Source organism: Rhizobium sp. A37_96 (genome assembly GCF_053521765.1).
In genome coordinates this window covers 214490-235732 of the sequence record NZ_JBNWDS010000001.1, presented here as the reverse complement: position 1 = coordinate 235732, position 21243 = coordinate 214490, and the positions used below count along the sequence as shown (strand labels likewise).

The 21243-nt window shown below is 62.2% G+C and carries 19 protein-coding genes and 1 riboswitch; of the genes, 14 read left to right on the top strand and 5 right to left on the bottom strand.

Annotated elements, in window-relative coordinates:
• Positions 1 to 419 precede the first annotated feature (419 nt).
• Positions 420 to 563 carry a hypothetical protein gene (locus tag ACQZ6J_RS01120; RefSeq protein ID WP_204326605.1) on the bottom strand — a complete coding sequence of 48 codons (144 nt, stop codon included), beginning with the start codon at positions 561 to 563 and terminating at the stop codon, positions 420 to 422.
• 235 nt (positions 564 to 798) lie between these two features.
• Between ACQZ6J_RS01120 and ACQZ6J_RS01115 the strand changes: the two genes are divergently transcribed.
• Positions 799 to 2253, top strand: coding sequence for a cobyric acid synthase (locus tag ACQZ6J_RS01115; RefSeq protein WP_449081320.1), 1455 nt, complete (start codon positions 799 to 801; stop codon positions 2251 to 2253).
• 47 nt (positions 2254 to 2300) lie between these two features.
• Here ACQZ6J_RS01115 and ACQZ6J_RS01110 read toward each other — a convergent pair whose 3' ends face one another.
• Positions 2301 to 4097: a chloride channel protein gene (locus ACQZ6J_RS01110; protein WP_163987579.1), complete on the bottom strand. Its 1797-nt coding sequence runs from the start codon at positions 4095 to 4097 to the stop codon at positions 2301 to 2303.
• A 181-nt stretch (positions 4098 to 4278) separates the two neighbouring features.
• A riboswitch (cobalamin riboswitch) is annotated at positions 4279 to 4501 on the top strand.
• Between the two features lie 318 nt (positions 4502 to 4819).
• Here ACQZ6J_RS01110 and cobU point away from each other — a divergent pair.
• The 5 genes from cobU to cobO all read left to right on the top strand — a co-directional run bounded on the left by cobU (position 4820) and on the right by cobO (position 11880).
• A complete protein-coding gene (gene cobU, locus ACQZ6J_RS01105) occupies positions 4820 to 5344 on the top strand; it encodes a bifunctional adenosylcobinamide kinase/adenosylcobinamide-phosphate guanylyltransferase (RefSeq protein ID WP_163987578.1) in 525 nt (174 codons plus the stop codon).
• Between the two features lie 5 nt (positions 5345 to 5349).
• Positions 5350 to 6399 (top strand): cobalamin biosynthesis protein CobW, encoded by a 1050-nt coding sequence (gene cobW / locus ACQZ6J_RS01100; RefSeq protein ID WP_449081317.1) that lies wholly within the window; start codon positions 5350 to 5352, stop codon positions 6397 to 6399.
• Between the two features lie 236 nt (positions 6400 to 6635).
• Positions 6636 to 10643 carry a cobaltochelatase subunit CobN gene (gene cobN, locus ACQZ6J_RS01095; protein ID WP_449081315.1) on the top strand — a complete coding sequence of 1336 codons (4008 nt, stop codon included), beginning with the start codon at positions 6636 to 6638 and terminating at the stop codon, positions 10641 to 10643.
• Positions 10640 to 11239, top strand: coding sequence for a dimethylsulfonioproprionate lyase family protein (locus tag ACQZ6J_RS01090; RefSeq protein ID WP_449081313.1), 600 nt, complete (start codon positions 10640 to 10642; stop codon positions 11237 to 11239). Before cobN ends, ACQZ6J_RS01090 begins: the two co-directional genes overlap by 4 nt.
• A complete protein-coding gene (gene cobO / locus ACQZ6J_RS01085; protein WP_163987574.1) occupies positions 11236 to 11880 on the top strand; it encodes a cob(I)yrinic acid a,c-diamide adenosyltransferase in 645 nt (214 codons plus the stop codon). Before ACQZ6J_RS01090 ends, cobO begins: the two co-directional genes overlap by 4 nt.
• A 12-nt stretch (positions 11881 to 11892) precedes the next feature.
• On the opposite strand, the gene ACQZ6J_RS01080 is transcribed toward cobO, so the two are convergent.
• The 3 genes from ACQZ6J_RS01080 to ACQZ6J_RS01070 all read right to left on the bottom strand — a co-directional run bounded on the left by ACQZ6J_RS01080 (position 11893) and on the right by ACQZ6J_RS01070 (position 13944).
• A complete protein-coding gene (locus ACQZ6J_RS01080; RefSeq protein ID WP_449081310.1) occupies positions 11893 to 12696 on the bottom strand; it encodes a helix-turn-helix domain-containing protein in 804 nt (267 codons plus the stop codon).
• The gene (locus ACQZ6J_RS01075; protein WP_449081308.1) at positions 12693 to 13058 is read right to left on the bottom strand and encodes a nuclear transport factor 2 family protein; all 366 of its coding nucleotides are present in this window, start codon (positions 13056 to 13058) and stop codon (positions 12693 to 12695) included. The genes ACQZ6J_RS01080 and ACQZ6J_RS01075 overlap by 4 nt, the downstream gene beginning before the upstream one ends.
• 100 nt (positions 13059 to 13158) lie before the next feature.
• Positions 13159 to 13944 carry a TSUP family transporter gene (locus ACQZ6J_RS01070; protein ID WP_163987571.1) on the bottom strand — a complete coding sequence of 262 codons (786 nt, stop codon included), beginning with the start codon at positions 13942 to 13944 and terminating at the stop codon, positions 13159 to 13161.
• A 147-nt stretch (positions 13945 to 14091) separates the two neighbouring features.
• On the opposite strand from ACQZ6J_RS01070, the gene ACQZ6J_RS01065 reads away from it, so the two are divergent.
• From ACQZ6J_RS01065 to ACQZ6J_RS01030, 8 genes are all read left to right on the top strand, one after another.
• The gene (locus ACQZ6J_RS01065) at positions 14092 to 14496 is read left to right on the top strand and encodes a cobalamin biosynthesis protein (RefSeq protein WP_449081306.1); all 405 of its coding nucleotides are present in this window, start codon (positions 14092 to 14094) and stop codon (positions 14494 to 14496) included.
• A gap of 162 nt (positions 14497 to 14658) precedes the next feature.
• Entirely contained in the window at positions 14659 to 15618 is a 960-nt protein-coding gene (locus ACQZ6J_RS01060) for a nucleoside hydrolase (RefSeq protein ID WP_163987569.1), read from the top strand.
• Between the two features lie 294 nt (positions 15619 to 15912).
• The gene (cobA, locus tag ACQZ6J_RS01055; protein WP_163987568.1) at positions 15913 to 16761 is read left to right on the top strand and encodes a uroporphyrinogen-III C-methyltransferase; all 849 of its coding nucleotides are present in this window, start codon (positions 15913 to 15915) and stop codon (positions 16759 to 16761) included.
• The gene (locus tag ACQZ6J_RS01050; RefSeq protein WP_449081303.1) at positions 16758 to 18065 is read left to right on the top strand and encodes a cobyrinate a,c-diamide synthase; all 1308 of its coding nucleotides are present in this window, start codon (positions 16758 to 16760) and stop codon (positions 18063 to 18065) included. Before cobA ends, ACQZ6J_RS01050 begins: the two co-directional genes overlap by 4 nt.
• Entirely contained in the window at positions 18062 to 19081 is a 1020-nt protein-coding gene (gene cobD / locus ACQZ6J_RS01045) for a threonine-phosphate decarboxylase CobD (RefSeq protein WP_449081301.1), read from the top strand. Before ACQZ6J_RS01050 ends, cobD begins: the two co-directional genes overlap by 4 nt.
• An 88-nt stretch (positions 19082 to 19169) precedes the next feature.
• Positions 19170 to 20150, top strand: a complete 981-nt coding sequence (gene cbiB / locus ACQZ6J_RS01040; protein WP_163987565.1) for an adenosylcobinamide-phosphate synthase CbiB — start codon at positions 19170 to 19172, stop codon at positions 20148 to 20150.
• Positions 20151 to 20270: 120 nt separating this feature from the next.
• Positions 20271 to 20699 (top strand): L,D-transpeptidase, encoded by a 429-nt coding sequence (locus ACQZ6J_RS01035; protein ID WP_163987564.1) that lies wholly within the window; start codon positions 20271 to 20273, stop codon positions 20697 to 20699.
• Positions 20700 to 20920: 221 nt separating this feature from the next.
• Positions 20921 to 21199, top strand: coding sequence for an acyl carrier protein (locus ACQZ6J_RS01030; RefSeq protein ID WP_069613139.1), 279 nt, complete (start codon positions 20921 to 20923; stop codon positions 21197 to 21199).
• The last annotated feature ends 44 nt before the right edge of the window (positions 21200 to 21243 follow it).

Below are 21243 nucleotides of genomic sequence, written 5' to 3'. Positions count from 1 at the left end.
TGAAAGACGTTTTCTATTTCATTTGCGTCGTTTGCGAATTCTCAACGCGAAGGGGAAAATTTTCAAAAAATTTTCGGATTCACTCTAATTTAAGCACTTAATAACCCTCCGGTAACGATGTCGGTTTATCAATCGACGCGTGGCGGGGGACATACCGCCGCTTCTCCGGCTTAGGTATTGCGTTGCCGGGGAAAGCGAACCTTGCGGTGTATGTGCAGGGAAGCCGGCGTTTTTGGCAAACCGCGCGGATCTACGGATCGCGCGGTTTTCGCGTTTCAAAGGGTCCCGTTTTGAAACGGTTTCAGGCGGACACGGGATGCCTGCCCATATTTCCAATCTTCGACAGGGATCAAAAATAAAGCCGCCGATGCTATTGCATGGCGGCTCTTCATGGGGCTGGCTGGCGGCTTGACGCGATATCAGCCGACATTATACGTCCGGATGAAGCCGACCGTGCCGAAGCGCGTATCCAGCTGCTGCAGGCGGTTCTCCGGGCGATAGGCCGGGATCTTGCCATTCCAGGCGATCTGGATGGAATTCTGTCTGTTGAAGATGAAGAGCATTGGGGTATCCTCCGAGCCGGATCGGCCCGCTTTGTTGTGTGTTTTCGCGATGGAGATAATCCTCTTCATCGTAACTAACAATGGATGAAATCGTCATCCGATGTCGCAAACGGAGCATACCGGAAGGTGATGCATTTTTGTATCGCCACGGCCGTTTCCAGCGGTTAAGGATCACGGCGGAAACAAGGCGAAACTCCGTATTTTCAGCGGCTGCGGCGCATCGAGGTGGTGGGGAATGACAAAAGCGATCATGCTGCAGGGAACCGGCTCCGATGTCGGAAAAACGGTATTGGTCGCCGGGCTGTGCCGGCTGTTCGCCAACAGGGGCGTAAGGGTGCGTCCGTTCAAGCCGCAGAACATGTCCAACAATGCGGCGGTGGCCGAGGACGGAGGCGAGATCGGCCGGGCTCAGTGGCTGCAGTCGCTGGCGGCGCGCGCCCCGTCCTCCGTGCATATGAATCCGGTGCTTCTGAAGCCGCAATCGGAGACGGGCAGCCAGATCATCGTACAGGGCAAGGTCTGGGGCCATGCCAAGGGCCGGGACTATCAGGCGCTCAAACCGCAATTGCTCGGCGCGGTGCTCGAAAGCTTCGCCGCGATGCGCGCGGGGACCGATCTCGTCATCGTCGAGGGGGCGGGGTCTCCCGCCGAGATCAACCTGCGGCGGGGCGACATCGCCAATATGGGCTTTGCGACACGCGCCAACGTCCCCGTGGTGCTGGTCGGCGACATAGACCGCGGCGGCGTGATCGCGTCGCTGGTCGGCACTTATCACATCCTGCCGGAAGAGGACCGGCGCATGATCCGGGGCTATATCATCAACAAGTTTCGCGGCGACGTCTCGCTGTTCGGGGAAGGCATAGAGGCCATCGGCGGTTTCACGGGCTGGCAATGCCATGGCGTCGTGCCCTGGCTCAAGGCGGCGGCCCGCCTGCCGGCCGAAGATTCCGTGGTGCTGGAGCGGCTTGCCCGCGGTGCCTCCGGCGCGCTGAAGGTTGCCGTGCCCGTACTGTCGCGCATCGCCAATTTCGACGATCTGGATCCGCTGCGGGCCGAGCCCGATGTCGATCTTGTCTTCGTGCTGCCCGGCGAGCATCTGCCTGCCGATGCCGGGCTTGTCGTGTTGCCGGGATCGAAGTCCACGATCGGCGACCTGCTCGATCTGCGCGCGCAGGGCTGGGATCGCGACATTGCCGCGCATGTGCGCCGCGGCGGCCGCGTCATCGGCATTTGCGGCGGCTACCAGATGCTTGGCCGCATGGTCCACGATCCGCTCGGTATCGAAGGATCGGTCACCGAGACGCCCGGATTGGGCCTTCTGGACATAGAGACGGAAATGGCGCCCGAAAAGACGGTGCGCAACAGCCTTGCCGTCTCGAAGGAATATGACGTGCCACTATCGGGCTATGAGATCCATCTCGGCGTGACCACTGGCGCGGATTGCGAACGGCCCTCGACTGTCATTGACGGTAGGCCCGATGGGGCGGTGTCGCCCGATGGCCGCGTCATGGGTACGTATCTGCACGGGCTTTTCGGCAGCGATGCCTATCGGGCAAGGCTGCTTGCAAGTTTCGGCCTTTCAGGCGAGCGGATGGACTATCGCGCCGGTGTCGACGCGGCGCTGGACGAAATCGCAGTAGAACTGGAAAGCGTGCTCGATCCGGCCTGGCTCGACAGCCTCGCCCGGTAAGGCATGTCGCGCAAGCGTGTCTAGCGGTCTTGCGCCGTCGCTGCCCTTCAGAGTTCGCCCGATACTTCGCGGCGGCGGCGGTCGAGTTCTTCGCTATAGCGGCGCAACGTGTAGCTTTCCGTCAGCAGGCCGATCACCTTGCGTTCGATCAGGTCGTTGACCACGACGAGCGCTTCGCTCTTGGTCTGGTCGAACATGGCGGCGGCCTGCTTGGCGTTCATCTGCGGCTGCAGGAATTCGTTACGAAGCCGGATGAAATCCGAAAGTCCATGTTCCTCGTCGTCCTTCTCGACCGGGCTCGCATAGATATCGGGCACGAGAACCATTCCGGAATATTTCTCGTTCTTGTCGATCAGGATGACGCGCTGGGCCGAGCCAATCGGAAAGTTCTTGCGAAACTCCTCGATGCTCATGTCGATGCTTGCCGTATGTACGTCGGGGCGCATCATGCGGGCGACGGTGAGGCTGCGGATCCAGCCGACGTCGTGGGCGCTGCGGATGCTTTCGCCGCGCAGATGGAAACGCCATGTGGCGAAGGAGTAGCCGAAGGTCGTGCGCACCACGAGCGACGAGGTGATGACGGCGGCCAGCACCAGGGCGGTGATCGGAAAGTCGCCGGTGATTTCCAGCGCCAGGAACGTCATGGTGAGCGGGCCGCCGATGATCGCCACGGCAAGCGAGCTCATGCCGACCACGGCATAGACCACAGGCGTCAGCGTCGCGTGGTCGAAATAGGGCGCGCAATAGGCGAAGATCTTGCCGAGCAGAGCGCCCATGAACAGCGATGCGAAAAACAGGCCGCCTCTGAAGCCGGAGCCGATCGAAACCGCGGAGGCCAGCGATTTAAGAAGGAATAGCCCGACCAAGGCCCCAAGGGTCACATCCGACGACAGATTGAGATGCAGCGCGCCATGTCCCGCCGACAGAACCTGCGGCGAGATCAGCGCCAGCATTCCGACAACGAGGCCGCCGAGCGCGGGGCGGAAGGGGGGAGCGATCGAGCTCTTGCGCGCCAGTTCCTCCACCCAGGCGACGCCCTGCATGATCAGGATGCCGATGCCGGCGCAGAAGGCGCCCAGCAGAACCGCCGGTAGATAGTCGGCGGGCGCAATGGCACCGAAATGGCCGATATCGATGGCGAAATCGTCGCCGGCGAGCAGCCTTGCGATCATCGTCGATATCAACGCCGAGACGACGACGGGCGTCAGCGTGAGAATGGAATAGCTGCCGATGATCAGCTCGAACGCGTAGAAGGCGCCGGTGAGCGGCGCGTTGAAGGCGGCGGCAATGGCGCCGGCAGCGCCGCAGCCGACGAGCATGCGCAGGTCCGCGCGGCGCATCTGCATCTTGTAGCCGAATTTCGAGGCGATGCCGGCGGCAAGCTGCGTATAGCCTGCCTCCAGCCCGACCGAGGCGCCGAACCCGTTCGAGATCAGGTTCTGTACCGCGACGAGGATACTGTCCGTGAGCGACATGCGCCCGCCGTGCAACGCATTCGCTTCGATCGGGTCGACCATCGGCTTCTTGCGCGTGCGCGACAATATGTAGAGCAGGATGCCGAGGATGATGCCGCCGGCGACCGGCGCGATAAACACCACCGATTTATCGGGAATCGCGACCGCCGCCGAACTCAGGCGCTCGTAGTCGGTTATGCCGTAGATGACGCTGTGAAGCTTGCGCGAGACGAAGCTCATCGCGGTCACGGCGCAGCCGGAGGCTACCCCTACCAGCGCGCCGGCGAACACAAGCCCCAATTCGCCACGGCGCAGCAATGCCCTGAATCGACCGAGGTCGAAAAAGGCCGAGAAGACGCCGAGGCGGCGCGGTTGGAATTTCTGCAACATTGGGAGCGGACGATACGTTTTTACTAGAATGTGAGGGCTTACCCTCTATAAACTCCTAACATCAAAGAAATACGGCAAAAAAGCCGCCGGTCTTTTGGGAATTTTCAGCCGATTTCGCAATCAGGACGGTGCGCGTCGCATCCATGCCCTTGATTGACTTGAACTAAGTGAAAGCCTAATCATTGCCGGCATAACGAATGGTTCCCGAGCGGCGATCTGTCGCATGGGATGAAAAGGGAATGTGAAGGGGCGGACCCAATCCGGGCGTTCTCATCACAGCCGACCCCGCGACTGTAGAGCGGTCAGGGACTTTCGTCCGGTTTGACAGCCATCCCGCCGATCGTTCGCATGGGGCGAACAGGCGGAGCAGCTTCAAGCCGGAAAAGCCACTGGTGTGGCATCATGATCTACCGGGGTTGGACGCCTCTCAAGTCTACGAATCGTCCGCCTTTTCATGATGCGCTGCCGGGAAGGCGAGAAAGACCCGCTGGGCTACGATCGGGAGCGACCGGTTTCGGTCCGCCCCGATCGTGGCGCCTTATCCGCGAGCCAGGAGACCTGCCATGCGTGCCGGGCGCAGAGCCTGTTCCAGGAACGCGAGTTCCGCTGCCAGCACGGAGGTTGTCATGGCGCAAGACGAGTTTTCGGCGTGTAGACGCCAATTTTCCGGTATCAGCCCGATGCTGCCGACCCTCGCTGTCGCGTGGGAGCGGAAATAACGCATGTCCTCTTCGAATTCCCGGTCTGTTTTCGTCCTCGGCGGCGCACGTTCCGGCAAATCCAGATTTGCCGAATCCCTGGTTTCGGACACGGGGCTCGAACGTCACTATGTGGCGACAGGGCAGGCGTGGGACGATGAAATGCGCGAGCGCATCGCGCAGCACCGTGCCGACCGCGGCGATCTATGGCAGACGCATGAAGAGCCGATCGATCTCGTGGCGCGGCTTGCCGCGATCGATGCCGACGAGCGCTCCGTGCTGGTGGACTGCCTGACGCTCTGGGTGACCAATCTGATGATGGCGGAGCGCGACATTGCCGCGGAGTTTGCGGCCCTTACCGCGTTTCTGCCGACGGCGCGAGCGCGGCTCGTTCTCGTCTCCAACGAGGTGGGTCTCGGTATCGTGCCTGACAATCGCATGGCGCGCGAATTTCGCGACCATGCCGGCCGGTTGCACCAGATGGTCGCGGCGGCGAGTGCCGAAGTTTATTTTATCGCAGCGGGCTTGCCGCTGAAAATGAAGGGTTGATCCATATGAACCAGGAAAAGATTCCCGCCACCGTCATCACCGGCTTTCTGGGAGCCGGCAAGACGACGATGATCCGCAACCTCCTGCAGAATGCCGGTGGCAAGAAGATCGCGCTGATCATCAACGAATTCGGCGATCTCGGCGTCGACGGCGACGTGCTCAAGGGCTGCGGCGCGGAGAACTGCACCGAAGACGATATCATCGAGCTGACCAATGGCTGCATCTGCTGCACCGTCGCCGACGACTTCATTCCCACCATGACGAAGCTTCTGGAGCGCGATGCGCGCCCGGATCACATCGTCATCGAGACCTCCGGCCTTGCGCTGCCGCAGCCGCTGGTCGCCGCTTTCAACTGGCCTGACATCCGCACGCAGGTCACCGTCGATGGCGTCATCACCGTGGTCGATAGCGCCGCCGTTGCCGCCGGCCGTTTCGCCGACGATCACGATGCCGTCGAGGCTCGCCGCGTCGAGGACGATTCGCTCGACCACGAAAGCCCGATCGAGGAGCTTTTCGAGGACCAGCTGACTTGCGCCGATCTGATCGTTCTCAACAAGACCGACCTGATCGATGTTGCCGGCCTCGGTCGTGTCCGTGCGGAAGTCGCCTCGCGCACTGCCCGCAAGCCGACGATCATCGAAGCCAAGAACGGCGATGTGCCGGCTGCCGTCCTGCTCGGCCTCGGCATCGGCACCGAGGGCGATATCGTCAACCGCAAATCGCATCACGAGCTCGAGCATGAAGACGGCACGCCGCACGATCACGACGAATTCGACAGCTTCGTGGTCGAGCTCGGCCCGGTTGCCGACCCGGCAGCCTTCGTTGACGCGCTGAAGGGCGTGATCGCGGAACACGACGTCCTGCGCCTCAAGGGTTTTGTCGATGTGCCCGGCAAGCCCATGCGCCTGCAGCTTCAGGCCGTCGGCAGCCGCATCGACACCTATTTCGATCGCGCCTGGACGCCGGGCGAAGCACGGGCGACCCGGCTGGTCGTCATCGGCCTGCACGAGATGGACGAGGCGATCGTGCGCAAGTCGATCGAGGCGCTGGTCTGATCGATGCTGCGTCTTTGCCGTGCGATACCCCCCTCTGTCGCTTTGGCGACATCTCCCCCACAAGGGGGGAGATTGGAAGCTCGTGGCTACGTTGTCGCGAAATGGCTGACTGCTGAAGTTTCAGGAATTTCGGATGGCCGACCGGGCGAGGCATGGCACTCAATGATCTTCCCCCTCGTGGGGGAGATGTCACGACGAGACAGAAGGGGGTATGCCGCCGCATACTCTAAAGCCTAATGCATCTCCTCCTGGCACAGAAGGGAACGATCAGCGATGGCGAGGAGGCGATCGATCTTGGCCAATCGGCGGGCGACATCCTCTTTCTGTCGGCCGCCGACACCGAGCTTGCGGCGATTGCCGCAGCCCACGGCGAGGGCGGCCGTTCCCTCCGGCTTGCGAGCCTGATGAGCCTCAAGCATCCGATGTCCGTCGATAGCTATGTCGACAGGACAGCCCGGCATGCGAAGCTCATCATCGTGCGGGCGCTCGGAGGTGCGAGCTACTTCCACTATGCGCTGGAAGCGCTGCATGCCTGTGCGGCCCGGCAAGGCACCTTGATTGCGGTGCTGCCGGGGGATTCGAAGCCCGATCCCGGACTGACGCCATTCTCCAATGTCGCTCTCGACGATCTGAATGCGCTCTGGTCGTATCTGATCGAAGGCGGCGAGGCCAACTCCAGTGCATTCCTTGCCTATGCCGAGGCGATGCTGTCGGGTGCGGAGAAGCCGATGCCCGCCGTGCCCCTGATGAAGGCCGGCATCTGGTGGCCGGACCGGGGCGTGATCGGTGTCGAGGAATGGAGGAGAATTTCCCAAGGCAAGATGGTAGCGGAGGAGGGATTTGAACCCCCGACCGTGGCGATTTCCTTCTATCGCGCGCTGGTGCAGAGCGGCGAGACAAAGCCTGTCGAAGCCATGATAGAGGCGCTTATCGCCGAGGGCATGCGGCCGCTGCCGGTCTTTGCCTATAGTCTGAAAGATGCCGTGTCGGTCGGTATCCTCGAAAGCGTCTTTACCGGGTTGAAGCCGGGCGTGGTCATCAATACCACCGGCTTTGCCGTTTCGGCCCCGGGCGCGGATCGCCAGCCGTCGGTTCTCGAAACGGGTGACGCCATTGTTCTCCAGGCCATTTTTTCAGCCTCGTCCAGGGAAGCCTGGGAGGCATCCTCGCAGGGGCTTTCGGCGCGCGATCTCGGCATGAACGTCGCATTGCCCGAGGTCGATGGTCGCGTTCTCGCCCGCGCGGTGTCCTTCAAGGCGGCCGCCCGCTACGACGAGCGGGTCGAGGCCAATATCGTCGCCAGCGAACCCCACGAGGATCGCATGCGCTACACGGCGCGGCTCGCTGCCAACTGGGCGCGGCTGCGCAACACGCTGCCCGGCGATCGCCGCATTGCGCTTGTCGTGGCGAATTATCCCAATCGCGATGGGCGCCTCGGCAACGGCGTCGGGCTCGACACGCCTGCCGGCACGATCGAGGTGCTGAAAGCGATGCGGGCGGGCGGCTATCGTGTTGCCGACCTGCCTGCCGATGGCGATGAGCTGATGCGGCACCTGGCGGAGGGGCCGACAAATTCGGGCCGTGACGGCCGCGTGGTTCGCGAGACGCTTTCCTTCAGCGACTACAAGGATTTCTTCTCGTCGCTTCCAAAACAGATTCAGGATGAGATTACGGGTCGCTGGGGCGATCCGGAGGCGGATCCTTACGCGCTGAACGGTGCCTTCGCCCTGCCGTTCGCCCGTTTCGGCGCGGTGCTTGTCGGCATCCAGCCGGCACGCGGCTACAACATCGATCCGAAGGAGAGCTACCATTCTCCCGATCTCGTCCCGCCCCACGGCTATCTCGCCTTCTATGCCTTCCTGCGCCGCTCCTTCGATGCGCATGCGGTCATCCACATGGGCAAGCACGGCAATCTCGAATGGCTGCCGGGCAAGGCGCTGGCGCTCTCCGAAAACTGCTATCCGGAAGCGATTCTCGGGCCGCTGCCGAACCTCTATCCCTTCATCGTCAACGATCCCGGTGAGGGCACGCAGGCCAAGCGCCGCACGAGCGCCGTCATCATCGATCATTTGACGCCGCCGCTGACACGCGCCGAAAGCTACGGTCCCTTGAAGGATCTGGAGGCGCTGGTCGACGAATATTACGAGGCGTCCGGCGGCGATCCGCGACGCATCCGTCTGCTGCGCAAGCAGATCCTCGACCTCGTCGCCGATATCGGTCTCGATCAGGACGCCGGCATCGCCAAGGGCGAGGGGGAAGACGAGGCACTGCGCAAGCTCGACGCCTATCTCTGCGACCTCAAGGAAATGCAGATCCGCGATGGCCTGCACATCTTCGGCGTTTCACCTTCCGGAAGGCTGCTGACGGATTTGACGGTGGCGCTGGCGCGGGTGCCGCGCGGGCTGGGCGAGGGCGGCGATCAGAGCCTGCAGCGCGCGATTGCGCAGGATGCTTTTGAGGGTAGTGAGCATGCGGAGAGTATTGTACCCCCCTCTGTCGCTCTCGCGACATCTCCCCCACAGGGGGGGAGATTGGTGGCTCGCAGCGCCTCCCCGCATCAAACCGAGATCGAGGCCGCGGATGCTAATCGTAACGCTGACGCCGTCGGTAAAGGTGTGGGAGAGCGAAGCGGCATGCTCCTTCCAATCTCCCCCCTTGTGGGGGAGATGTCAGCAACGCTGACAGAGGGGGGTATCTCTCAAAGCAAACCATTCGACCCACTGGACTGTGATATGGCCGCCGAATGGAATGGCCCACGACCCTCTATCCTCCAGGAGGTTGCCGAGGCGCCCTGGCGCACGCAAGGCGATACGGTCGAACGCATCGAATTGCTGGCTGCACAATTGGTCTCGGGTGAAATAGGCTGTCCCGAGGGCTGGGCACATACACGCATGGTTCTGGGCGAGATAGCCTCAAAGCTGCAGCCGTCCATTCTTGCTTGCGGCGATGCCGAGATCGCGGCCTTGCTCAAAGGCCTTGACGGGCGTTTCGTGCCCCCCGGTCCCTCCGGCGCGCCGACGCGGGGCCGGCCGGATGTTTTGCCGACGGGACGGAATTTCTATTCGGTCGACAGTCGCGCCGTACCGACGCCGGCGGCCTATGAGCTTGGCCGGAAATCGGCCGAATTGCTGATCCGCCGCTACGTTCAGGACCATGGCGAATGGCCCGTTTCCTTCGGCCTCACGGCTTGGGGCACGTCGAACATGCGCACGGGCGGCGATGACGTGGCGCAGGCGCTGGCGCTGATCGGCGTCAAGCCTATATGGGACATGACCTCGCGCCGCGTCACCGGATACGAAATCATCCCGCCGGCCATGCTGCGGCGGCCGCGAGTCGATGTCACGCTGCGCATCTCCGGTTTCTTCCGTGACGCCTTTCCCGAGCAGATCGCCCTGTTCGACAAGGCGATCCGGGCCGTCGGCATGCTCGACGAGGATGAGACAGACAATCCGATTGCGGCGCGCATGCGTGGCGAGATCGCGCGGCTGGAGGCAGCCGGCCTCGACAAGGCCTCCGCCAGCCGCAGAGCCGGATATCGCATCTTTGGGTCCAAGCCCGGCGCTTACGGTGCCGGGCTGCAGGCGCTGATCGACGAGAAGGGCTGGGAGCGACGCGCGGATCTGGCCGAGGCCTATCTCGTCTGGGGCAGCTATGCCTATGGGGCCGGCGAGGAGGGCACGGCCGAGCGCGGCGTCTTCGAGGAACGGTTGCGCTCGATCCAGGCGGTGGTGCAGAATCAGGACAACCGCGAGCACGACCTGCTCGACAGCGACGACTACTATCAGTTCGAGGGCGGCATGGCGGCCGCGGCCGAGCAGCTTGGCGGCGCGCGCCCGTCGATCTATCACAACGACCATTCCAGACCGGAAAAGCCTGTCATCCGCTCTCTTGAAGAGGAGATCGGCCGGGTCGTGCGCGGGCGCGTCGTCAATCCCAAGTGGATCGAGGGCATCATGCGCCATGGCTACAAGGGCGCTTTCGAGATCGCTGCGACGGTGGATTATCTCTTCGCTTTTGCGGCGACGACCGGCGCGGTCCGCAACCATCATTTCGAGGCCGTCTACCAGGCTTTCGTCGTAGACCAGCGCGTGCGAGACTTCATGGCGGAAAAGAACCCGGCCGCGCTGCAGGATCTGCGCGAGTGCCTGCTGGAGGCGGTCGATTGCCATTTATGGACGCCGAGAAGCAATTCGGCGCGGTTCGATCTGGAAAGCCTGGACACGGGCAAGGAGACGGCGGCATGAGTGCGGTCGACGAGCTTCTGGCAGCCTTTCGGGATTATCTGCTGTCGCGGAGCGATCCGGGGCTGCAGCATTTCATTCAGGGCTTTCGCTGGCCGACGGAAGAGCGCCCGCTCGCGCCGCACGATCTGCCTGTCGCAGGCTATCTTCGGCAGCTTCATCGACGGGGCAATGGGGCGGAAGGCGCTTTGCTCGACAGGCTTTCCGATGCCGCGAATGCGCTGCATTGGGCCCAGACCTACAGCATCACCGATTTCGGCGCCGATTTCCTGCGGAGATATGGCTGGGTCGAGCTGTTCGGCACGCGAGGGCATTTCGCAAGCGAAGACATGGCAGGCGGCTTCCTGTTGCTCGGTCCCGGGGTGCACTATCCGGACCATCATCACGAGGCCGAGGAGATCTATATCCCTCTGGGCGACGGCTCGCTGTGGAGCAAGGATGCCCAGCCTTTCCTGCCGCGCTGGTCGGGCGAGGTGATCCACCACCCTTCGAATATCCGCCATGCCATGCGAACGGAAGATGAGCCGCTTGTCGCGCTCTACCTCTGGCGCGGCGGCCCGCTGGCACAGAAATCGATCATATCAGGGAGAATGCAATGAGCGACGAATTGGCCGAAACCGGCGCGGAACCTCCGAAGAGCGACGATGCTCGCCACGCCGACAAGATGGCCAAGAAGAAGGCTGCGCGCGACAAGATCATGGCGACCAAGAACGACGAGAAGGGCCTGATCATCGTCCACACCGGCAAGGGCAAGGGAAAATCCTCCTCCGCTTTCGGCATGATCTTCCGCCACATCGCGCACGGGAAGCCGAGCGCCGTGGTCCAGTTCATCAAGGGCGCCATGTGGACCGGCGAGCGCGACCTGATTGAGAAGCATTTCTCCGATATCTGCCAGTTCCATACCATGGGCGAGGGCTTCACCTGGGAAACGCAGGATCGCGCCCGCGACGTCGCGGCGGCCTCGGCTGCCTGGGAAAAGGCCAAGGAGCTGATCCGCGACGAACGGAACTCGATGGTGCTGTTGGACGAGATCAATATCGCGCTTCGCTACGATTACCTCGACATCAACGAGGTGCTGGAATTCCTGAAGACCGAAAAGCCCTATATGACCCATGTGGTCTTGACCGGCCGCAACGCCAAGGAAGAGCTGATCGAGATTGCCGATCTCGTCACCGAGATGGAATTGATCAAGCATCCCTTCCGCTCGGGCATCAAAGGGCAGCCCGGCGTCGAGTTCTGATCGGCGCGGCTTTCAGCTGGCGGGCAGCATCGCCTTCAGCGCTTCCGCCGTCTGCGGGTTCGCGGGAAAAAAGGATTCGATCGCGAGCTCCGACAGCGTGACATCGACCGGCGTTCCGAAGACGGTCGTGGTCGACAGGAAGGAGAGGTGTCCCGCTTCGGTGATAAGCTCGAGCGACACCGCGATTCCGGCGAAATCCCGCTCCGTCCCCGCTGTTTTTTGCATTGCGGGCGCGGGATAGGCCGATAATTCCTCCAGCAGTTTTATCAGCACGGGGTCGCCCGTTGCCGATATCTGCTGGCGCAGGCGTTCCAGCAGATGCGCGCGCCATTCGGCCAGGTTGGCGATCCGGGGCGCCAGCCCCTGCGGATGCAGGCTAAGCCGCAGGACGTTGACCGGCGCGGTGGTCAGCGAGACATCGGTTACCCCGGCAAGAAGCGGTGCGACGGCGGCATTGGCGGCGACCAGCGTCCAGTGCCGGTGGACGGCCAGGGCCGGGAAGGGCTCGTGCCCCTTCAGCAGCATATCGATGGCGCGCCGCGCCGGCGCCAGCGCCGGATCGTCCAGCTTGCGTTCCGGAAAGACCGGAGCGAAACCCGCCGCCAGAAGCATGGGGTTGCGCTCGCGCAGCGGTATGCCGAGCCTTTCTGCGAGATGCATCAGCATCTCGCGGCTTGGCAGCGCCCGCCCGCTCTCGATGAAGCTTAGATGTCGTTGCGATATATCGGCTTCGAGGGCGAATTCGAGCTGGCTCAGGCGGCGGCGTTGCCGCCATTCGCGCAGGTGATCGCCGAGAGAGCGGGCCGGGTTCGTCATGCGGCGGCCGGCAGCTGATCGATGAAGCCGTGGACGGACTTCAGCCGGTCGCCTTCGAGGATGGCGAAATCCGTGCCCTTGATCATCGGCTCGGCATCGACCGGACCGAAACCCCAGGAGAAGCGGAGATTGTCGCCATGGCGGTCGCCGTCCGTGATCAGGCTGAAGCGGAAGCCGGGAAAGCGTTCGTGCGCCGCCGTGACCAGAGCATGGATCTGCTCGCGATCGTCGGCACGCATCATCGGGTCGATATAGCTGCAGGTCTCGGTCCATGCCTCGGCAATGAGCGCACGCCGGCGTTCGGTATCGGCTTCGTTCCAGATGGCGATATAGCGTTCTGCAATGGTGGTCGCATCAGTCATCGGTCAACTCCTTTGGATCGCCTGAACCGTTCAGGCAGGGCGATCATCGGCGTGCACCGAAGGACTATCAATTACGTCCTAGGTAATCAAAGGCTCGTTTTTACAGCCCCAGCCATATCCTTACGGGATGATGGGGATCTGCCAGCAGCTTGGCGGCCAGCGCGATACAGACCACGACCAGCAGCGGCTTGATCAGCCTGGCGCCGATACGCATGGCAAGCCGCGAGCCGACCTGGGCGCCGAGGAACTGGCCGAGTCCCATCACCAGCCCGACCTTCCAAAGGATGGCGCCGGAGAAGATGAAGACGATGAGGCTGCCGAGATTCGAGCCGAAATTAAGGAGCTTCGTATGCGCCGTCGCCTTCAGCAGGCCAAAGCCGGCAAGCGTTACGAAGGCGAGCATCAGGAACGAACCGGTGCCGGGCCCGAATGCGCCGTCATAGAACCCGATCAACGGAACGAGGGTCACGCCGAAGAGCCCGGCACTGATGCGCTGATGCCGTTCGACGTCGCCGAGATTGGGCTTGATGGCGAAGTAGAGCGCGATGGCGATCAGCAGGAAGGGGAGGATGATATTCAGGATCGCACTCGGCATGACGGTCGCGAGCAAGGCGCCGAACACGCCGCCAATGACGGCCATGAGCGCCATCGGAAGCTGTTTGTGAAGCTGCACATGCCCCTGCCTTGCATAGGCGATGGTCGCCGAGGCCGCGCCGCAGATCGACTGCACCTTGTTGGTGCCAAGCGCCTGAAGGCCCGGAATGCCGGCCAGCAGCATGACTGGCAGCGTCACCAATCCGCCGCCGCCAGCGATGGAATCGACGAAACCGGCAAAGAATGCGGCGGCAAAGAGCAGAAGCAGGATCTGAAATGTGATGTCTTGCAAGGTGGGAACTCGACGGCGGGAAATCAGCGGCCTTCTGGCACTTCGATCGTCCCAAGGCAATTGCCGAGGGGACACACCGTGCGAAATTGACGGTTCGGGAATGGCTGGCTACATCTGCGATATCGGTTGTCGCCACTGGGAGCGAGAATGACGACGCATGCCCATTCCACCCGCCGCTATATTCTCGGTCTCGGCTGCGAGCGCGGCACGGACTGGAACGACGTGCGCATGCTCGCGGAAAGAGCCTTTCAGGAAGTGGGGATCGGGAGCGAGCAGGTTCTGGCCGTGGTGTCGATCGATACGCGCATGGAAGAGCCGGCCATCCTTGAGACGGCGGCGCATTTTCGGCTACCGGCACGGTTCTTCGAGGCGGCCGTATTGGAGCGGGAGACGCCCCGGCTGAAGAATCCGTCCGAGATCGTCTTCGCCCGTGTCGGCTGTCATGGGGTTGCCGAAGCCGCAGCACTTGCGGCAGCCGGTCCGGAGGCCGAGCTCGTGCTTGCCAAGATCAAGTCCGGTTCTGCAACGGCGGCGATCGCCAGGATCGCTTGAGCGTCGGATTCTCCATCCAAATCTCACAAATGCCCCATAGGACGTCATGACGGCATTTCGCCGTCGGCTGTTCTCGTGTATGCCGATAGGTCAAGCATGATCCGCGACGGGAGGAGTTTTCCGAAAGATCAAGCTTATTCAGTATGTTGGTAAGGAAAAATCATGCATAAGGTCATTTATGATACGGATCCGGGCGTCGATGACGCCATGGCGCTTCTCTTCCTGCATCGTCACCCGAATATCGACCTTCTCGGCGTGACGACGGTTTTCGGCAATGCCTCGGTAGACACGACGACACGCAACGCGCTGTTCCTCAAGCGCGAGTGGAATATTCCGTGCCCGGTCGCGCGTGGCGCCAGCGTCACCTTCGATCCTTCGCGTCACGAACGCCCGTGGCCGACGATGGTTCATGGCCATAACGGCCTCGGTGACATCGACGTGCCTGACACGATCGACCTGCCGGCCGATCCGCGGCCGGCCTATCAGTTCATCATCGATACCGTCCGCGCCAATCCGGGCGAGGTGACCCTGGTCGCAGTCGGCCGCATGACCAATCTGGCCCTGGCACTGAAGCACGATCCCGAAATCGCCTCGCTCGTGAAGGACGTCGTGATCATGGGCGGCAATTTCTACGTGCCGGGCAATGTCACTCCGGTGGCCGAGGCCAATATTCACGGAGATCCGGAAGCCGCCGATTTCGTCATGACGGCAGCCTGGAAGGTTGTCGTTGTCGGTCTCGACGTGACGTCGATCACGACCATGAGCCGCAGCTATCTGGCCGACATGGCAAAGGCCGGCGGACCTTCGGTGCAGCTGCTGGCGGATCTGTCGCAGTCCTATATCGATTTCTACAAGCATGCAGTCGAAGACGGCATGATGGTCCACGACAGCTGCGCCTGCGTCTATGTCGTCGCGCCCGAGCTGTTCGACACGATCGAAGGGGCGGTTCGCGTCGTCTGCGGCGGCATCGCCGATGGCCAGACGATCGTCAAGCCGGACGGCCGCCGCTTCCCGCCGGGCGATTGGGACAATCTGCCGAGCCAGATCGTCTGCACCGGTATTCGCTCGCAGCCGGTCGTCGATCTGATCCGCGACGTGATCCTGGGCAAGGTGAAGCACTGAGATCCAGGAGAAGGGAGCGGTCACGCTCCCTTCTCGATCCCGCGCAGGCACGCCTATATTTTACCGTTTTTTCATATAGATACTCAAATGTCCGGACATATTGAATCCGGAAGTCCCTGCGATTGACCGTCGTTTTTTCACGGTCTGTCGCCGCTGGCAAAGCCCATAGCGCGTCATCGCCGCATTTCAGGCCTTCTGTGGCATAGTATCCGCGGCGGAACGGCATTGGGCTGCGACCGTCTTATCCCGTTCTCAACGTTGCAATTTCCGCCATCCGGGCATAGGACACAGAGGATGAACGATACCATTTTCTCCAATCTGCCGGCCTTGGAGCCGGGGTCTGTCTGGCTCGTCGGCGCCGGGCCTGGCGATCCGGGGCTGTTGACCCTGCTGGCTGCCAAGGGGTTGGCGGAGGCGGATATCGTCGTGCACGATGCGCTCGTGAACGAGGATTGCCTGAAGCTTGCCCGTCCGGGCGCGGTGCTGGAATATGCCGGCAAGCGCGGCGGCAAGCCTTCGGCCAGGCAGCGGGATATCTCGCTGCGGCTGGTGGAGCTGGCGCGGGCCGGCAAGCGGGTTCTGCGCCTCAAGGGCGGCGATCCCTTCGTTTTCGGGCGCGGCGGGGAAGAGGCCCTGACGCTGGTCGAGCATGGCATTCCCTTCCGCATCGTGCCGGGCATCACCGCCGGCATCGGCGGATTGGCCTATGCCGGCATCCCTGTCACCCATCGCGACGTCAACCATGCCGTTACCTTCCTGACCGGTCATGATTCGTCCGGCGTCGTGCCGGACGCGATCAATTGGGAGGCGATCGGCAAGGGCTCGCCCGTGATCGTCATGTACATGGCGATGAAACACATCGCCCAGATCAGCGCCAATCTCATTGCCGCGGGCCGTTCGGCGGATGAGCCCGTGGCCTTCGTCTGCAATGCGGCGACATCCTCCCAGCAGGTTTTGGAAACGACGCTCGGACGCGCCCCTGACGATGTCGAGGCATCCGGCCTCGAGCCGCCTGCCATTGTCGTCGTCGGCGAGGTGGTGAAATTGCGGCCGTCGCTCGATTGGCTGGGCGCGCTTTCCGGCCGGAAGCTGCTGCCCCTGGCCGAAAGGCCGGGCGAGAGCGGACACAAGGTGTCGGCATGAGCGGCCTTCTGATCGCGGCACCCTCCTCAGGCTCCGGCAAGACCACATTCACGCTTGGTCTGCTGCGGGCGCTGCGAAACAGGGGCGTTGCGGTCGCATCCGGCAAGGCTGGGCCGGACTATATCGATCCGGCGTTTCACGCGGCGGCGGTAGGGTCGCCCTGTCTCAATTTCGACCCATGGGCGATGCGCGCCGAACTTATCTCCGCCAACTCGGCACTTCATCGCGCCGGCGGCCGGATGCTCGTCATCGAGGGAATGATGGGCCTGTTCGATGGCGCCGCCGATGGCACCGGGACGGCCGCCGATCTCGCCGCGCTGCTTGGCCTGTCCGTCGTGCTTGTCGTCGATGCCTCGCGCATGTCGCAATCGGTTGCGGCCGTGGTCAGCGGCTTTGCCAATTTTCGAGCTGACATCCGCATTGCCGGCGTCGTCCTCAACCGCGTTGCCAGCGACAGGCATGAGAGAATGCTGCGTCAGGCGCTTGAGACGGTGCGTATGCCGGTTGTCGCGGTCATCCGCAATGACGGCAGCCTGGCTTTGCCGGAGCGGCATCTGGGGCTGGTGCAGGCGGGAGAGCATGGGGCGCTCGAGCATTTCATAGAGGCGGCTGCCGAGATCGTGTCGAAGGCATGCGATTTCGGCGTGCTCTTGCGCGCGGCGCAGCAGCATGTAGTCCGTCCGTCCGTGGCGAATATCGCGCGCCTCATGCCGTTCGGGCAGCGCATTGCCGTGGCGAGGGATATCGCTTTCGCCTTCTCCTACGAACATATGCTGCTCGGCTGGAAACGCCGTGGCGCGGAAATATCCTTCTTCTCTCCCCTCGCAGACGAGGCACCCTTGACGGATGCCGATGCCGTCTACCTGCCGGGCGGCTATCCCGAACTGCATGCCGAAAAGCTTGCCGCCGCGCGGCGCTTTCAGGATGGGGTGGTGGCTGCAGCCGCCCGGGGAGCGCGCATCTATGGCGAGTGCGGCGGATACATGGTGCTAGGCGAGGGGCTCGTGGATGCGGCGGGAACCCGTCATCAGATGCTCGGCCTGTTGCCCGTCGTCACCAGCTACGAGAAGCGGCAGCGCCATCTCGGCTATCGCCGCGTGACGCCGCTTGCCGGCTCCTTTTTCGACGAGCCGATGACGGCGCACGAGTTTCACTATTCGACGATCGTATCGGAAGGCGAGGCAGACCGTCTGTTTGCGGTCAGGGACGCACTCGACGTCGATCTGGGCGCAGCCGGTCTGCAGCGCGGCAATGTCGCCGGCTCCTATATGCATCTGATCGACCTTGCCGGCGAGGCAGCATGACGGGCAGGATCATCCACGGCGGCGGCATTACCGCGGCAGCGCGCCAATATGGCGGGCGTCCGGAGGAATGGCTGGATCTGTCGACGGGTATCAACCCCAATCCGGCGCCTTTGCCCGAGATCCCCGTTACGGCATGGCATAGGCTGCCGGATCAGCATTTGCAGGAGCAGGCGCGGGAGGCGGCGCGGGGCTATTACCGCAGCGGCGATATCCTGCCCTTGCCGGTTCCGGGCACGCAGTCGGTCATTCAGCTGCTTCCCAGGCTCGTGCGGGGCGGCAGCGTCGCGATCCTTTCCCCGACCTATGGCGAATATGCGCGCGCCTTCACGCTGGCCGGCCTGCGTGTCCGTCAGGTTTCGACGATTGCCGAACTCACCGCCGATGACGGACTGGTGGTTGCTGTCAATCCCAACAATCCGGACGGGCGGATGCTGTCCGTCGAGGAATTGCGGGACCTGCATGAGAGGCAGCGCAGGCAAGGCGGCATTCTCCTGGTCGACGAGGCTTTCGGGGATGTCGAGCCCGCAGCCAGCATCGTGCCTTTCGCGGCGTCGATGCCGAACCTGATTGTCTTCCGCTCCTTCGGGAAATTTTTCGGCCTGGCCGGCCTGCGGCTGGGTTTCGTCATTGCCGAAGCCTCGATCATGAGCCGTTTCGAGGATTGGCTTGGGCCTTGGGCTGTTTCAGGACCTGCGCTTTCGCTCGCGGCGTCCCTGATGGAAAGCGACACGGGCGCTATCCGAAACCGCATTCTTCAACGGCATTCGGCGCTGGAAACGGTCCTTCGCCGCTCGCAGCTGAATGTCGCTGGAGGCACGGCCCTGTTTGCACTGGTTGCAGACGACCGTGCCGAGGGCATATATACGCATCTCTGCCGTCACCACATTCTGGTCCGCAAGTTCGATTATGCGCGCAGCTGGCTGCGCTTCGGGCTGGCTCCGGATGAGGAGGCAGACCAAAGACTCGCCGGGGCACTGGAGTCGGATGATTTTAGGTCTGTTCGACCTAAAATCTGAATCCGCTCCAGAAACAAATAAGTAGAGCATGATGGCGTCCGAAAACCGCTCACACTTTTCGGCATCATGCTCTTGAGGATTATTCGACATGACCGCCGACGAACATCTGCTCATTCTGGTCCTAGCATTGTTGCTCGACCGCATCGTCGGTGATCCCGACTGGCTCTGGCAGCGCTTTCCGCATCCTGTCGTGCTGTTCGGCAAGGCGATTTCGTCTTTCGACCGCCGGTTCAACGCAAAGCACCTTTCGGGCGTGCTTCGCCGCCGCAACGGGATCATGTCGATCGTCGCGTTGCTGATGGGCGCGCTTATCGCCGGCTGGGCGGTTCACGGGTTTCTCGCCTTCTTCGGCTGGCTCGGCATATTGGTCGAGGCGGTGCTCGTCGCGGTTTTTCTGGCGCAGAAGAGCCTTGCCGATCACGTCGGAGACGTGTCGCGGGCGCTGCGTGCGGACGGCCTGGAAGGTGGGCGTCTTGCCGTATCGCGCATCGTCGGCCGCGATCCGGAGACGCTGGACGAGCCGGGCATCTGCCGCGCGGCCATTGAAAGCCTTGCCGAGAATTTCTCCGACGGCGTGGTCGCGCCCGCCCTCTGGTACGGCGTTTTCGGCCTGCCGGGACTGTTTGTCTACAAGATGCTCAATACCGCCGATTCGATGATCGGCCACAAATCCGAGACCTATATCGATTTCGGCCGTGCCGCCGCCCGGCTGGACGATATCGCCAATTGGCCGGCCGCGCGGCTTTCCATCCTGCTGATCGCCGCCGGCGCGCTGGTCAAGCGCGGTATCTCGGCGCTTGGAAATGCGATCCGCATCGCGGTCAGGGATGGCGGATTGCACCGTTCGCCGAACTCCGGCCGGCCGGAGGCAGCCATGGCCGGGGCGCTCGACATCCAGCTTGCCGGCCCGCGGATCTATGGCGGAGAACTCGTGCGCGAGCCGATGATCAATGGCGCTGGTCGCGATACGGCGACGGTCAACGACATCGAAGCCGGGATTTCCATCTTCTATTCGGCATGTACGATGCTGACGCTGCTCGCTTTCCTCGGATTCCTGCTGCTGCTGTGAATGTCATCCATATTAATGGATCGCTCACTATATGTATTAATTGGGTATAATTGGCATGGCGATACACTCCCTCATCGTCTGAATTGCTTCAGAAGGAAGCAAACAGTCGGAGGGGACAAGATGAAGCGCGTCGCGTTAGTAGCAACGGCATGTCTATTCATGCAATTTCATACCGTTTCGGCCCATGCCGGATCTGTTCTTGCGGTGGTCGATCTTCGATCGCAAACAATGACGGTGTCGGAAGATGGAGCTTTCAGGTATCGCTGGAGAGTATCGACGGCCCGCAGGGGCTATGTGACGCCCACTGGCTCCTATACCGCCAAATGGCTGTCCAAGGACCATCGCTCGAAGAAATACGACGATGCGCCGATGCCCTATGCCGTGTTCTTCAACGGCGGCTATGCGGTTCATGGCACCTACGAGGTGCGGCAGCTCGGCCGGCCGGCATCGCATGGCTGCGTGCGGCTCGATACGCGCAACGCCGCCACCTTCTTCGCCATGACGTCGGATGCGGGGCTTCACAATACGCGTATCGTGATCAGCGATTGATCTTTCGCCGAGGGAGAGGCGCGCAGCATTGCAATCAGGCCGCAATGCTGCCGCATCTTGCGCGCATGTCGCCATGATTCCGCAATTGTGACGCAAGTGTCATTTTGCTGTTTGCGCAACAGTGCTTCACCAAATTACCGGGGTTTCTGGCGGAAACCATTGGCTTTTGGGATGGATTTCCCTATGAGGGGGATGAATTATTATTTCAAGAGGTATGGGCAGTGACTGCTACATTTGACAAAGTTGCCGACATCATCGCTGAAACCAGCGAAATCGACCGTGACACGATCACTCCGGATAGCCACACGATCGACGACCTCGGCATCGACAGCCTGGACTTCCTGGATATCGTCTTCGCTATCGACAAGGAGTTCGGCATCAAGATTCCGCTCGAGCAGTGGACGCAGGAAGTCAACGAAGGCAAGGTTTCGACCGAAGAGTACTTCGTGCTGAAGAATCTCTGTGCCAAGATCGATGAATTGCGCGCCGCCAAGGGCTGAGCATCATCCTTTGCATTTTTTTGACGCCCAGCCGCCCTTGATTA

Excerpts from the sequence above, each read along its gene's own strand:
- ACQZ6J_RS01065 (WP_449081306.1), top strand. The coding sequence starts at position 14,092 with ATGACGACGCATGCCCATTCCACCCGCCGCTATATTCTCGGTCTCGGC.
- cbiB (WP_163987565.1), top strand. The coding sequence starts at position 19,170 with ATGACCGCCGACGAACATCTGCTCATTCTGGTCCTAGCATTGTTGCTC.
- ACQZ6J_RS01110 (WP_163987579.1), bottom strand. The coding sequence starts at position 4,097 with ATGTTGCAGAAATTCCAACCGCGCCGCCTCGGCGTCTTCTCGGCCTTT.
- ACQZ6J_RS01060 (WP_163987569.1), top strand. The coding sequence starts at position 14,659 with ATGCATAAGGTCATTTATGATACGGATCCGGGCGTCGATGACGCCATG.
- ACQZ6J_RS01050 (WP_449081303.1), top strand. The coding sequence starts at position 16,758 with ATGAGCGGCCTTCTGATCGCGGCACCCTCCTCAGGCTCCGGCAAGACC.
- cobO (WP_163987574.1), top strand. The coding sequence starts at position 11,236 with ATGAGCGACGAATTGGCCGAAACCGGCGCGGAACCTCCGAAGAGCGAC.
- ACQZ6J_RS01090 (WP_449081313.1), top strand. The coding sequence starts at position 10,640 with ATGAGTGCGGTCGACGAGCTTCTGGCAGCCTTTCGGGATTATCTGCTG.
- cobW (WP_449081317.1), top strand. The coding sequence starts at position 5,350 with ATGAACCAGGAAAAGATTCCCGCCACCGTCATCACCGGCTTTCTGGGA.
- ACQZ6J_RS01115 (WP_449081320.1), top strand. The coding sequence starts at position 799 with ATGACAAAAGCGATCATGCTGCAGGGAACCGGCTCCGATGTCGGAAAA.
- cobA (WP_163987568.1), top strand. The coding sequence starts at position 15,913 with ATGAACGATACCATTTTCTCCAATCTGCCGGCCTTGGAGCCGGGGTCT.
- ACQZ6J_RS01075 (WP_449081308.1), bottom strand. The coding sequence starts at position 13,058 with ATGACTGATGCGACCACCATTGCAGAACGCTATATCGCCATCTGGAAC.
- cobU (WP_163987578.1), top strand. The coding sequence starts at position 4,820 with ATGTCCTCTTCGAATTCCCGGTCTGTTTTCGTCCTCGGCGGCGCACGT.
- ACQZ6J_RS01035 (WP_163987564.1), top strand. The coding sequence starts at position 20,271 with ATGAAGCGCGTCGCGTTAGTAGCAACGGCATGTCTATTCATGCAATTT.
- cobN (WP_449081315.1), top strand. The coding sequence starts at position 6,636 with ATGCATCTCCTCCTGGCACAGAAGGGAACGATCAGCGATGGCGAGGAG.
- ACQZ6J_RS01120 (WP_204326605.1), bottom strand. The coding sequence starts at position 563 with ATGCTCTTCATCTTCAACAGACAGAATTCCATCCAGATCGCCTGGAAT.
- cobD (WP_449081301.1), top strand. The coding sequence starts at position 18,062 with ATGACGGGCAGGATCATCCACGGCGGCGGCATTACCGCGGCAGCGCGC.
- ACQZ6J_RS01080 (WP_449081310.1), bottom strand. The coding sequence starts at position 12,696 with ATGACGAACCCGGCCCGCTCTCTCGGCGATCACCTGCGCGAATGGCGG.